At 73.3% G+C, this 12,943-nt stretch carries 8 protein-coding genes; 3 read left to right on the top strand and 5 right to left on the bottom strand.

Annotated elements, in window-relative coordinates; translation table 11 throughout:
• Positions 1-87 precede the first annotated feature (87 nt).
• Positions 88-3,018 (bottom strand): GNAT family N-acetyltransferase, encoded by a 2,931-nt coding sequence (locus ACFYUY_RS31660; RefSeq protein WP_387905780.1) that lies wholly within the window; start codon positions 3,016-3,018, stop codon positions 88-90.
• A 226-nt stretch (positions 3,019-3,244) separates the two neighbouring features.
• Between ACFYUY_RS31660 and ACFYUY_RS31655 the strand changes: the two genes are divergently transcribed.
• Positions 3,245-3,526, top strand: coding sequence for an HPr family phosphocarrier protein (locus ACFYUY_RS31655; RefSeq protein WP_360212242.1), 282 nt, complete (start codon positions 3,245-3,247; stop codon positions 3,524-3,526).
• 77 nt (positions 3,527-3,603) lie between these two features.
• Here the strand turns inward: ACFYUY_RS31655 and ACFYUY_RS31650 are convergent, their stop codons facing one another.
• The 3 genes from ACFYUY_RS31650 to ACFYUY_RS31640 form a co-directional block, all read right to left on the bottom strand.
• Positions 3,604-4,797: an RtcB family protein gene (locus tag ACFYUY_RS31650; protein WP_387905778.1), complete on the bottom strand. Its 1,194-nt coding sequence runs from the start codon at positions 4,795-4,797 to the stop codon at positions 3,604-3,606.
• Between the two features lie 331 nt (positions 4,798-5,128).
• Positions 5,129-6,493: a pitrilysin family protein gene (locus ACFYUY_RS31645; protein WP_360212337.1), complete on the bottom strand. Its 1,365-nt coding sequence runs from the start codon at positions 6,491-6,493 to the stop codon at positions 5,129-5,131.
• Between the two features lie 20 nt (positions 6,494-6,513).
• Positions 6,514-7,872, bottom strand: a complete 1,359-nt coding sequence (locus tag ACFYUY_RS31640; RefSeq protein ID WP_360212246.1) for a pitrilysin family protein — start codon at positions 7,870-7,872, stop codon at positions 6,514-6,516.
• 248 nt (positions 7,873-8,120) lie between these two features.
• Between ACFYUY_RS31640 and ACFYUY_RS31635 the strand changes: the two genes are divergently transcribed.
• A complete protein-coding gene (locus ACFYUY_RS31635) occupies positions 8,121-10,571 on the top strand; it encodes a DNA topoisomerase IV subunit A (RefSeq protein WP_360212248.1) in 2,451 nt (816 codons plus the stop codon).
• 120 nt (positions 10,572-10,691) lie between these two features.
• On the top strand, positions 10,692-11,594 hold the full coding sequence (locus ACFYUY_RS31630; RefSeq protein ID WP_387905774.1) for a sucrase ferredoxin: 903 nt from the start codon (positions 10,692-10,694) through the stop codon (positions 11,592-11,594).
• Between the two features lie 252 nt (positions 11,595-11,846).
• Here ACFYUY_RS31630 and ACFYUY_RS31625 read toward each other — a convergent pair whose 3' ends face one another.
• On the bottom strand, positions 11,847-12,911 hold the full coding sequence (locus tag ACFYUY_RS31625) for an ABC transporter substrate-binding protein (protein ID WP_387905772.1): 1,065 nt from the start codon (positions 12,909-12,911) through the stop codon (positions 11,847-11,849).
• Positions 12,912-12,943: the final 32 nt, after the last annotated feature.

The following is a 12,943-nucleotide window of genomic DNA, read 5'->3' as shown; positions in this document are numbered from 1 at the left end:
ATCCTGGCATGGTCCGCCGACGAAGCGGGCGGCACGGCGCCGAGCTTCGGACAACAGCGCCCGAGGGCCGGGCACAACCAAGGAAGGTTACAGGGTGCTCATGGCGCGCGGGCCCAGATCGCTGCGGACGGGCAGTGGCGCGAGCCGCACCCGCGCCCCCAGGATCGCCAGCCCGTACGGGGCCACGACCACCGGTTCGAGATCCACCGAGGCGACCTCCGGCACGTCGTCCACCAGCTGCGACACCCGCAGCAGCAGCTCCTCCAGCGCGCCCGTGTCCACCGCCTCCGCCCCCCGCCAGCCGAACAGCAGCGGCGCCGCCCGCACCTCCCGAACCAGCCCCGCCACGTCCTGGTCGGTGGCCGGAACCAGCCGGTGCGCCACGTCGCCCAGCAGCTCCGCCGGCGCCCCGGCCAGGCCGAACGACAGGATCGCGCCGACCGCCGGATCCACCGTGGCACCGATCACGGTGTCCACCCCGCGCGGCGCCAGCCGCTGCACCACCAGCTCCGCCTGCGCCGCACCGCCCAGCAACGCGTCCAGCTCGCGGTGCGCCCGGCGCAGACCCGGCTCACCGGTCAGGTCCAGCCGCACGCTGCCCAGGTCGGGGCGGTGCCGCAGGTGCGGGGCCGTCGCCTTCAGCGCCACCGGGTAACCGAGCGCCTCCGCCGCCCGCACCGCGGTCTCCTCGTCCGGCGCCGGCAGCGTCGGGGAGACGTCGATGCCGTAGCGGGCCAGCAGCTCACGGGCCCCGACGTCCGGCAGCGTGATCCGGGCGCCGCCCGGCTGGGTCCGCGCGGCGATCGCGGTCCGGGTGCTCAACGCCGCCTCGACCAGCGCACGGGCCCCCGGCTCGTCGATCCGGTCCAGCTCCGGCACCCGGGCCGTCTCCTCCGCCACCGCCGTCCGGCGGCGCCACTGCGCGTAGTGCACGGCGTTCGCCAGCGCGCGCACCGCCCGCTCGGGGGCCGCGAACGCCGGGACGCCGCCCGGACGCAGCCGGGCCGGCAGATCCGTCAGCGCCAGGTGCGCCAGCACCAGCGGCTTGCCCAACTCCCGCGCCCGCACCCCGGCTTCGAGCAGCGCAGTGGCGATCTCCGGATCGTCCGAGCCCATCTCCGGGTCGTCCGGGCCGGTCAGCCGACCGCCCATGAACGCGTGCGCGGACGTGCCGATCGGCGGGATCGCCACCGCGATCACCGCGTCCACCGCCGGGTCGCTCAGCGCCACGTCCAGCGCGATCCGGAAGTTCTCGCCGGTCGCCGCGGTGGTCAGGTCCACCGGGGTGCGCGGCCGCAGCCCCGCGCTCAGACAGGCGTCGTACGTCAGCAGTCCCATCGAGTCCGAGTTGCCGACCACCGCCACCCGGTCCCCCGGGGGCAGCGGCTGCAGGCCCAGCAGCTCCCCGGTGTCGTACAGCTCGGTGATCGTCTCCACCCTGATCACGCCCGCCTGCTCGAACAGCGCGTCCACCGTCGCGTCGCGCAGCCCGGTCGCGGTCGCCGGCACCGCGTGGCCCGGCGGCAGGCTGCCCGTGTGCCGGGCCCCCTTCACCACCACGATCGGCTTCACCGCGGCCAGCCGCCGCGCGATCCGGGTGAACTTGCGCGGATTGCCGAAGGACTCCAGGTAGAGCAGCACCACCTCGGTGGCGTCGTCCTCCGCCCAGTACTGCAGGAAGTCGTTGCCGGAGACGTCCGCCCGGTTGCCGACCGAGGCGAACGAGGACACCCCGAGACCCCGCCGGTGGGCGGCCTCCAGCAGCGCCACGCCGATCGCGCCGGACTGGCAGAAGATCCCGAAACCGCCGCGGCCCGGCAGGTGCGGCGCCAGCGAGGCGTTCAACGGGACGGCCGGATCGGTGTTGATCAGGCCGAACGCGTTCGGGCCGACCACCCGCATCCCCGCCGCCCGGGCCTGCCGCACCAGGGCGCGCTGGCGGTCCCGCCCGTCCACCCCGGTCTCCGCGTAGCCGGCGGTCACCACCACCAGGCCCTGCACCCCGTGCGCACCGCACTCCGCGACGGCCGCGGGCACGGCGCCCTCCGGGACGGCGATCACCGCGAGGTCCACCGGGCCGGGGATGTCCAGGACCGAGCGGTGCACCGGGACGCCGTCCAGCACCGTGCCGGGCGGGGCGTTGCGGTTCACCGCGTACACCGGGCGGGGCTGCGCCCCGACCTGCTGCTCCCTGCCCTGCTCTGCCCCGGCCTGCTGCTCCCCGGCGTCGGCCCGGTCGGCGGGCTCGGGGGCGGCTTCGGGGGCGGCTTCGGGGGCGGCGGGCTCGGGTTCGAAGGTGCCCAGCAGGTCCCGCAGGATCGCCCGCCCCACCGTCTGCGGATGGCGGGACGCCCCGATCACCGCCACCGACCGCGGCGTCAGCAACCGCTGTACCGACCGCGCCTCCGCGCGGTGCTCGCGGGCCCGCATCACCGCCAACGAGCGGTCGGTCTGCTCCAGGTCGAAGTCCAGGTGCACCACGCCGTCGGCGAAGCTGCGGCGCTGGGTGTAGCCGGCATCGGTGAAGACCTTCACCATCTTCCGGTTCTCCGGCAGCACCTCCGCCTGGAAGCGGCGGATCCCGCGCTCCTGCGCCACCGCGGCGATGTGCTCCAGCAGCGCCGAGGCCACCCCGCGGCCCTGGTGGGCGTCCTGCACCAGGAACGCGACCTCGGCCTCCGTACCGGTGTCGGACGGGCGGCCGTCGGCGTCGATCCGGTCGTAGCGGACGGTGGCGATGAAGTGGTCCCGGATCACCACCGCGAGGCCCACCCGGTTCACGAAGTCGTGGTGGGTGAAGCGGCGGACGTCCTTGTCGGACAGCCGGGGGTAGGGGGCGAAGAAGCGGAAGTACTTGGACTGGTCCGAGACCTGCTCGTAGAACTCCACGAGCCGCCCGGCATCGTCCGGCGTGATCGGCCGGATCCGGGCCGTGCCGCCGTCGCGCAGCAGGATGTCGGCCTCCCAGTGCTGCGGATAGTCCGGTTGCTCGGGGTTCGCCACCGCGGAGTCGTCCACATTCGTCAGGTTATCCGGCAGCGGGCCGAATGGCGCCGGACAGGCGCTCGCGGCAGGGTGGACAGGGCCACTGGCCGGGCCTTATGCCCCGAAAAGAAACAATCACAAGTCCTGAACGCGACGGTTCGCGGGGGCCGGCTGCGTGCAACACTGGTCTAGACAACATGGCCGTCCCCCCGCTCCTCCGAGCACGGCCGTGACCAGCTTCACCGGAAAGGCACGTCTCATGGCCGAGCGCCGCGTCACCATCGGTTGGGCCGAGGGCCTGCACGCCCGTCCCGCCTCGATCTTCGTCCGGGCCGTCACGGCCACCGGCGTGCCGATCACCATCGCCAAGCCCGGCGGCACCCCCGTCAACGCCGCCTCCATGCTCGGCCTGCTCGGCCTGGGCGCCCAGGGTGGCGAGGAGGTCGTCCTCGCCTCCGACGCCGAGAACGCCGACGAGGCCCTCGACCGCCTCGCCAAGCTCGTCCAGGAAGGCCTCGACGAGCTCCCGGCCGCGGCCTGAGCCCACCCCTCGCCCGACAGGGGTGCACCACCACGCGTGGTGCACCCCTGTCGGCGCTCATCGGCTGTCGGCGTTGATCAGCCCTTCACGCAGACGACCTGCTTGAGGTGCGCGACCACCTCGACCAGGTCCTTCTGCTGCTCGATGACCTTCTCGATGTTCTTGTAGGCGCCCGGGATCTCGTCCACCACGCCGCCGTCCTTGCGGCACTCGACGCCCTTGGTCTGTTCGACCAGGTCCGCCGTGCTGAACCGCTTCTTCGCCGCCGTGCGGCTCATCTTGCGGCCGGCGCCGTGCGAGGCGGAGTTGAACGACGCCTCGTTGCCCAGGCCGCGGACGATGTAGGAGCCGGTACCCATCGAGCCCGGGATGATCCCGTAGTCACCGGAACCGGCCCGGATCGCGCCCTTACGGGTCACCAGCAGGTCGACCCCGTCGTACCGCTCCTCCGCCACGTAGTTGTGGTGGCAGCTGATGACCTCGTCGAAGGCGACCTTCGCCCTGGGGAACTCACGGCGCACGACGTCCTGGAAGAGCGCCATCATCACCGCGCGGTTGTTCTTGGCGTACTCCTGGGCCCAGAAGAGGTCCTGGCGGTACGCGGCCATCTGCGGGGTGTCCGCGATGAAGACGGCGAGGTCCCGGTCGACCAGGCCCTGGTTGTGCGGGAGGGACTGCGCGACGCCCATGTGGTGCTCCGCCAGTTCCTTGCCGATGTTGCGCGATCCGGAGTGCAGCATGAGCCAGACCGAACCAGTCGTATCGACACATACTTCGATGAAATGATTTCCTCCACCCAGCGTCGCCATCTGCTGCATCGCCCGCTCGCGGCGCCACTTGACCTCCTCCGCCACCCCGTCGAAGCGGTGCCAGAAGTCGTCCCAGCCCGCCGCCCGGAAGCCGTGCAGCTTGGCCGGGTCGACCGGGTCGGTGTGCAGGCCGCGGCCGACCGGGATGGCCTGCTCGATCTCGGAGCGCAGCCGGGACAGGTCGTCCGGAAGGTCCGCGGCGGTGAGCGAGGTCTTCACCGCGCTCATCCCGCAGCCGATGTCGACGCCGACCGCCGCCGGGCAGACCGCGCCCTTCATCGCGATGACGGAGCCGACCGTCGCGCCCTTGCCCAGGTGGACGTCGGGCATCACGGCGAGGCCGTGCAGCCAGGGCAGCGAGCTGATGTTGCGCAGCTGCTGCAGGGCCTGGCCCTCGACCGTGGCCGGATCGGTCCACATCCGGATCGGGACCCGGACGCCGGGGACTTCGGTGTACGACATGGGTGAACGACCTCCAGGGGTCGGGTGGTCACGCGAAGGCGTGGTTCACGTGAAGGGTGGGGTGCCGCGCGAAGGATCCCGGTGCGGCTCGGGGAAGTCAGGGGTGGGGCTCAGCAGCCCTGGGCGGTACGGGGGAGGTACGGCCTTGGGGAGCGTCGTCGTATGGCTCGCTCGACCCGCATGGTGCCGCCTCCCTTCCTCCGTCGCCGTTCGCACGTCTGTGCCGGGGACGATTCACCCACGGAACGGCGTGGGCCCGCAAGGCATTTAACGACGCGACGGGCCCGGTGGAGCGGGTGCTCCACCGGGCCCGTGCGGGAGGCCGGAGGCGTCAGCTGACGACGGTGACCTCGCCGATGCCGAGGGCCCGCACGTCCTCGGCGATGGCGGCGGCGTCGCCGACCAGGACGGTGACGAGGCGGTCCGGCGGGAAGGCGGCGACGACGGCCTCGGTGGCGGCGGCCGTGGGCAGTTCGGCGAGCTGCCGGTAGACCTCGGCCTGGTAGTCGTCGGCCAGGTGCTGCTCGACCTGGTCGGCCAGCGTCCCGGCGACGGAGCCCGCGGTCTCGTACTTCAGCGGCGCCACGCCGACCAGGAACTGCACGGCCTCGTCGCGCTCCGCGTCGGTGAGGCCCTCGGCGGCGAGGAGGCGCAGGATCTTCCAGGTGTCCTCGAGCGCGGGGGCGGTGGAGGCGGTGTCCACCGATCCGCTGATGGCGAGCAGCGAGCGGCCGCTGCCGTCGGCGGCGGAGCGCAGCGGCTGGGCGAAGGAGCGGACGCCGTAGGTGTAGCCCTTCTCCTCGCGCAGGACGCGGTCGAGGCGGGAGGTGAGGGTGCCGCCGAGGCAGTAGGTGCCGAGGATCTGGGCGGCCCAGACGGGGTCGTGCCGGTCGGGGCCGATGCGGCCGATCAGCAGCTGGGTCTGGACGGAGCCGGGGCGGTCGACGATGACGACGCGGCCGTGGTCGTCGCCGGTGACGGGCGCGTGGACGGAGGCTTCGGCGGCGCTGCCGGTCCAGGTGCCGAGGGTGCTCTCCAGGAGGGCGGGCAGGTCGGTGCCGGTGAGGTCGCCGACCACCACGACGGTGCTGGTGGCGGGGCGCACGTGGGCGTCGTAGAAGGCCTTGACGGCGGCGCGGTCGATGGACTTGACCGTGTCGGCGGTGCCGCTGCGGGGCCGGGAGAGCCGGTCGGCGGCGTCGAAGAGCTCGGCGTAGAGGGCCTTGGCGGCGCGCCGGGCGGGGTTGGCCTGCTCGTGGACGATCTCGTCGAGGCGGTTGGCGACGAGGCGCTCGATCTCGTCCTCGGGGAGGGCGGGGGCGCGCAGGGCGTCGGCGAGCAGGGAGAGGCCGCGCTGCAGCCGGGAGGCGGGGACCTCGAGGGAGACCCGGATGCAGGGGTGGTCGGCGTGGGCGTCGAGGGTGGCGCCGGCGCGCTCGAGCTCGGCGGCGAACTCCTCGGCGCTGAGGGTGTCGGTGCCCTCGTTGAGGGCGCGGGCGAGGATGGCGGCGACGCCGTCGAGGCCCTCGGGTTCGGCGGCGAGCGGGACGTCGAGGAGGACCTCGACGGCGACGAGCTGCTGGCCGGGCCGGTGGCAGTGCAGCACGGTGATGCCGTTGCCGAGGGAGGCGCGCTCGGGGGCGGGGAACGCCCACGGGCTGGGGGTGCCGGGCCGGGGCTGGGGGTGGAAGGTCATCGCGGGGGCGTGGTCGGTGCTCATACGGCGGCACCCTCCTGGGAGGCGTCGGTGGCGGTGTCGTCGTCGGTGTCGTCGGTGTCGTCGGCCGTGGTGGGCTCGTAGACGAGGACGGCCCGGTTGTCGGGGTGGAGCCGGGCCTGGGCGACGGCCTGGACCTCCTCGGCGGTGACGTCGAGGACCTTCGGGAGGGCGTCGTTGAGCAGCTTGGGGTCGCCGAACAGGACGGCGTAGCGGCAGAGTTCGTCGGCGCGGCCGGCGACGGTGGTGAGCCGGTCGAGCCACTCGCGCTCGATCTGGGCCTGGGCGCGCTCGAGTTCGGCGGCGGTGGGGCCCTCGGCGGCGAAGCGGGCGAGCTCCTCGTCGACGGCGGCGTCGATCTGCGCGATGGTGGCGTCGCCGGAGGTCTTGACGTCGAGCCAGCCGAGGCTGGGGGCGCCGGCGAGGCGGAGCAGGCCGAAGCCGGCGGCGACGGCGGTGCGGTCGCGGCGGACGAGCCGGTTGTAGAGGCGGCTGGACTCGCCGCTGCCGAGGATGGTGAGGGCGAGGTCGGCGGCGTCGGCCTCGCGGGTGCCGTCGTGCGGGAGGCGGTAGGCGGCCATCAGCGCGCGGGAGGGGACGTCCTCGTGGACGGGCTCGCGCAGTTCGCGGCCGATCGTGGCGGGGAGTTCCCCGGAGCGCGGGGGCTGCTTGCCGTCGTGGCCAGGGATGCTGCCGAAGTACTTCTCGACCCAGGCGACGGTCTGTTCGGGGTCGATGTCGCCGACGACGGAGAGGACGGCGTTGTTGGGCGCGTAGTAGGTGCGGAAGAACGCGCGGGCGTCCTCGAGGGTGGCGGCGTCGAGGTCGGCCATGGAGCCGATGGGGGTGTGGTGGTACGGGTGGCCGTCGGGGAACGAGAGCGCGGTGAGCTTCTCGAAGGCGGTGCCGTACGGGACGTTGTCGTAGCGCTGGCGGCGCTCGTTCTTGACGACGTCGCGCTGGTTCTCCATGGACGTCTCGTCGAGGGCGACGAGCAGCGAGCCCATGCGGTCGGCCTCCAGCCAGAGGGCGAGCTCCAGCTGGTGGGCGGGCATGGTCTCGAAGTAGTTGGTGCGCTCGAAGCTGGTGGTGCCGTTGAGCGAGCCGCCGGCTCCCTGGACGAGCTCGAAGTGGCCGTTGTTGGACACGTTCGCGGAGCCCTGGAACATCAGGTGCTCGAAGAGGTGGGCGAGGCCGGTGCGGCCCTTGACCTCGTGCCGGGAGCCGACGTCGTACCAGAGGCAGACCGCGGCCACCGGGGTGAGGTGGTCCTCGGAGAGGACGACCCGCAGGCCGTTGGCCAGGCGGTGCTCGGTGATGGCGATGCCTCGGCTGGAGGCGGGGGCCGGGTTGGCCATGCGCTCGGGTCCTTCCCGTCGTCGATGTCGGGGTTGGTGTGGCGTCCCCCATTGTGGTGCAACGCGTGGGAGGCGCGTTTGTGTCCGCGCGGACGGGGCGTTCGCCAGGGGCGGAAGAGGGGCGCTGGCCGGGAGTGTCGGCGGGAGGGTCCACAATGGGGGCGCCGCGCCCTGTTGACGGGGGCCGGCGGATGGACGACAGAGCAGACCGAGACACTGCAAGCGAGACGTAAGGGAGCCCCGCCGCGATGGCCCGCCGCAGTTCGCAGACCCCGCCGCCCGGAGACTTCGAGGAGCGGATCCTCGACGTCGACGTCGTGGACGAGATGCAGGGCTCCTTCCTGGAGTACGCCTACTCGGTGATCTACTCGCGTGCGCTTCCCGACGCGCGGGACGGTCTGAAGCCGGTGCACCGCCGGATCCTGTACCAGGCCAACGAGATGGGCCTGCGTCCGGAGCGCGGGCACGTGAAGTGCGCCCGTCTGGTGGGCGAGGTGATGGGTCGGCTGCACCCGCACGGCGACGCGTCGATCTACGACTCGGTCGTCCGGATGGCGCAGCCGTTCTCGATGCGGTTGCCGCTGATCGACGGGCACGGGAACTTCGGTTCGCTGGGCAACGACGACCCGCCGGCCGCGATGCGGTACACCGAGTCGCGGCTGACGGCCGCGTCGATGGCGATGGTGGAGTCGATCCACGAGGACACCGTCGACTTCGGCCCCAACTACGACGGCAGCGAGCAGGAGCCGCTGGCGCTGCCGGCGGCGTTCCCGAACCTGCTGGTGAACGGCGCGACGGGGATCGCGGTCGGCATGGCGACGAACATGCCGCCGCACAACCTGTCCGAGGTGGTGGCCGCGGCCCGGCACCTGATCAAGCACCCGAACGCGGACCTGGACACGCTGATGCGGTTCGTGCCCGGTCCGGACCTGCCGACGGGCGGGCGGATCGTGGGCCTGTCGGGGATCCGGGACGCGTACGAGTCGGGCCGCGGCACGTTCAAGATCCGGGCGACGACGACGGTGGAGGCGGTGACGGCCCGCCGCAAGGGCATCGTGGTCACCGAGCTGCCGTACAACGTCGGCCCGGAGAAGGTCATCTCGAAGATCAAGGACCTGGTCAACGCGAAGAAGCTGCAGGGCATCGCGGACGTCAAGGACCTGACCGACCGCGAGCACGGGCTGCGGCTGGTGATCGAGGTGAAGAACGGCTTCGTGCCGGAGGCGCTGCTGGAGCAGCTGTACAAGCTGACGCCGATGGAGGAGACCTTCGGCATCAACAACGTGGCGCTGGTCGACGGCCAGCCGCTGACGCTGGGTCTGAAGGAGCTGCTGGAGGTCTACGTCGACCACCGCTTCACGGTGGTGCGCCGGCGCAGCGACTTCCGCCGCCGCAAGCGGGAGGAGCGGCTGCACCTGGTCGAGGGCCTGCTGGTGGCGCTGCTCGACATCGACGAGGTCATCGCGATCATCCGGTCGAGTGACAACGCGGCGCAGGCGAAGGAGCGCCTGATGGAGCGCTTCTCGCTGTCGGACACGCAGACGGCGTACATCCTGGACACCCCGCTGCGCCGGCTGACCCGCTTCGACCGGGTGGAGCTGGAGCAGGAGAAGGCGAAGCTGAACGCGGAGATCGCGGAGCTGACGGAGATCCTGGAGTCGGACACCCGGCTGCGCAGCGTGGTCTCCTCCGAACTGGGCGCGGTGGCCAAGCAGTTCGGGACGGAGCGGCGCACGGTGCTGCTGGAGGCCGGTGCGGTGCCGTCGGCGGCGCTGTCGGTGCCGCTGGAGGTGGCGGACGATCCGTGCCGGGTCCTGCTGTCGTCGACGGGCCTGCTGGCGCGGACGGCGGACGGCGAGCCGTTCGAGCTGTCGGAGTCGCGTGCGAAGCACGACGTGATCGTGTCGGCGGTGCCGGCGACGGCGCGGGCGGACGTGGGCGTGGTCACGTCGGCGGGCCGGGTGCTGCGGCTTCCGGTGATCGACCTGCCGGCGCTGCCGCCGACTCCGTCGCCGACGCTGGCCGGCGGTGCGGCGGTGGGCGAGTTCCTGCGGCTGGAGGCCGGGGAGCGGGTGCTGGCGCTGACCACGCTGGACGAGTCCTCGCCCGGGCTGGCGCTGGGCACGGTGCAGGGCGTGGTGAAGCGGGTGGTGCCGGAGTGGCCGGCGAACAAGGACGAGTTCGAGGTGATCGCCCTCAAGGAGGGTGACGAGCTGGTGGGCGCGGTCGAGCTGCGCACCGGCGACGAGGACCTGGTGTTCATCACCTCGGACGCGCAGTTGCTGCGCTACCCGGCGGGGCAGGTCCGTCCGCAGGGCCGCCCGGCGGGCGGCATGGCGGGCATCAAGCTGTCGGACGGGGCGCGGGTGCTGTCGTTCACGGCGGTGGATCCGGCTTCGGACGCGGTGGTGGTGTCGGTCGCGGGGGCGTCGGGGACGCTCTCCGGCGGCGAGCAGACGTCGTGGAAGGTGACGCCGTTCGAGCAGTACCCGCGCAAGGGCCGGGCGACGGGCGGCGTGCGCTGCCAGCGCTTCCTGCGCGGCGAGGACGCGCTGACCTTCGCCTGGGCGGGGGCGGCCCCGGCCCGGGCGGCCACCGACAAGGGGGCGCCGGTGGGCCTGCCGGAGCGCGACCCGCGCCGGGACGGTTCGGGTACGCCGGTGACGGGCGCGATCGCGGTGGTGGCCGGCCCGGCGTAGCGTCCGAGCCGCGCCGGAGCAGGGCCGGCCCGGCCTCTCCGGAGCAGGGCCCGGTCGATCCGGAGGGGGTGCCCGAGTGGGCGCCCCCTCCGGCGTTTTGGTGAGGGTAGCCTTGCCCGGGTGAGCACCTGTGCGACCGTGTCGCGTGAACTGTCGGAGCCGCTGACCGCCACGGCGGCGGTGGCGGCCACCTGGTTGCTGGTGGAGCAGAACGGGCCCTGGGGCGCGAAGGCGCTCGGGGAGAGCCACCTGGATCCGCGGGTGGGCCGGGCGCTGGAGGCGGCCGCGGCGGGCACCGGGGTGCGGGTGGCGCTGGTCCGGCGGCCGGGCCGGCACGCGGACTGCCTGCCGACGGCGCGCCGCGAGGTGATCGTGGCGCACACGGTGCCGGGTCGCGGCTGGGTGCGCCGGGCCGGGGTGGCGGATCCGGAGGAGCTGCTGGGGCTGGACTTCGCGGCGCTGGGCGTGGGTGACCACGGCGGTTTCGGGGCGGAGCACGTCGGCGGCCCGGTGGCGCTGGTGTGCACCAACGGGCGGCGGGACCGCTGCTGCGCGCTGCTGGGCCGCCCGTTGGCGGCGGAGCTGGCGGCGGCCGGGCACAGCGAGGTGTGGGAGGTGACGCACCTCGGCGGGCACCGCTTCTCCCCCACGATGCTGGTGCTGCCGTACGGGTACGCGTACGGGCGGCTGACGGCGGAGACCGCCAAGGAGGTGCTGGCGGCGACGGCGGCCGGGCACATGGTGCCGGAGTGGTCGCGGGGCTGTTCGGGCTGGGACCGTCCGGGCCAGGCGGCCGAGCACGCGGTGCGGCTGGCGACCGGGGAGACGAGGGTGGACGCACTGACGCTGGTGCAGCGGCCGGACGGCGACGGCCGCTGGCTGGTCGCGGTGATGCACGGGGACGGCCGTGCCTGGGAGGTGGACGTCCTGGAGGGGGCGAGCGAGCCGCCGCGTCCGGAGAGCTGCGGCAAGGCCGCCGGGTCGCCGTCGCGGATGGACGTGCTGTCGGTCCGGGGGCTCTGAACCGGGGTCGCCGCCGGTCCGTGGGCCCGCGGCACGGCCCCGGACCACACAGCACCGGACTGCGGGGCCCCGGACTGCGGGGCCCCGGACTGCGGGGCCCCGGACCACGGGCGCCCGATACGCCGCACCGGGCGCACCGGCCCGGGACGCGGCGCGGCCCCGCGCCCGTGGGGGTGGGCGCGGGACCGTGGCGCGTGGACGGCCCCCGGCCTGCTGTCCACGGGGTGCCGGGGCCGTCACGTACCGGTCGGGTCAGCCGGTGGCGGCCTTTCCGACGAACTCGGTGGTGTACGTGCGGGCGAGGTCGATGGTGCCCTCCTTGCCCTTGACGTCCGGGTGGAAGGCCGCGAGCACGGCGAGGACGGTCTTCGGGCCGTCGACGGGCATGACGCCGTCGGTGGTGAACATCGGCAGGGTGGCCTTGATGGCGGCCGCGTACTGCTCGACGCCGCCCTGCGCGTAGTCCGCGGGCATCTTCGCGGCGATCTCCTCGGGGCTGTGGCCGGACATCCACCGCAGGGTCCGGACGAAGGCGTCGGCGAGCTTCTGGGTGGTGCCCTTGTTCTTCTCCACCCAGTCGGTGTTCATGTAGAGCGACGAGGAGGGGTAGAGGCCGCCGAGCGCCTGGCGGGAGCCCTCGGGGGTGCGCATGTCGTAGAGGACCTTGCCGAGGCCCTTGTCCAGGATGGTGGCGACGGTCGGGTCGGTGGTCATCCCGGCGTCGATGCTGCCCTGCTGGAGCGCGGCGATGAAGGTCTGGCCGGCGCCGACGGCGATCGGGCTGAAGTCGCTGACGGCGGCGCCGTTCTTGACGGCGAGGTACTTGGTGAGGAAGTCCGTGGAGGAGCCGATGCTGGTGACGCCGAGCTTGCGGCCCTTGAAGTCGGCGCCGGACCTGATGGCGTCAGCCTGCTTCGTGGAGACGATCTCGACCTCGCCGGGGGCCTGCGAGAACTGCACGACGGACTCGACGATCTTGCCCTTGGCCTGCAGGTCGATGGTGTGGTCGTAGAAGCCGACGGCGCCCTGGACGTCGCCGGCGAGCAGGGCGGTGGTGGCGTTGACGCCGGCGGGCTCGCTCATCAGCTCGACGTTGACGCCGGCGTCGGCGAAGTAGCCGAGCCGCTGGGTGAGCATCGCGGGCAGGTAGATGACCTTGTCGAGGCCACCCACCATGATCTTGACCTTGGGTCCGTCGACCTGCCGGTCGGCCGGTGCGGCGGCGGCGCCGTGGGTGGAGGTGGCGGCGTCGTTGGCGCAGGCGGTGAGCGGCAGGAGGAGGGCGGCGGCGAGGGCGAGGGCGGTGGATCTGCGCATGGGTGGGGGTGCCTCTCTGGGGTGGGAGGGGG

It is taken from the genome of Kitasatospora sp. NPDC004745, from assembly GCF_042873275.1.
Lineage (GTDB): Bacteria > Actinomycetota > Actinomycetes > Streptomycetales > Streptomycetaceae > Kitasatospora.
The sequence above is the reverse complement of the archived record's forward strand: the minus strand, read 5'-3'. Positions and strand labels throughout refer to the sequence as shown.

Coding starts and splice junctions, on each gene's coding strand:
- ACFYUY_RS31650 (WP_387905778.1), bottom strand. CDS start 4,797: ATGTCGTACACCGAAGTCCCCGGCGTCCGGGTCCCGATCCGGATGTGG.
- ACFYUY_RS31625 (WP_387905772.1), bottom strand. CDS start 12,911: ATGCGCAGATCCACCGCCCTCGCCCTCGCCGCCGCCCTCCTCCTGCCG.
- ACFYUY_RS31640 (WP_360212246.1), bottom strand. CDS start 7,872: ATGGCCAACCCGGCCCCCGCCTCCAGCCGAGGCATCGCCATCACCGAG.
- ACFYUY_RS31655 (WP_360212242.1), top strand. CDS start 3,245: ATGGCCGAGCGCCGCGTCACCATCGGTTGGGCCGAGGGCCTGCACGCC.
- ACFYUY_RS31635 (WP_360212248.1), top strand. CDS start 8,121: ATGGCCCGCCGCAGTTCGCAGACCCCGCCGCCCGGAGACTTCGAGGAG.
- ACFYUY_RS31645 (WP_360212337.1), bottom strand. CDS start 6,493: ATGACCTTCCACCCCCAGCCCCGGCCCGGCACCCCCAGCCCGTGGGCG.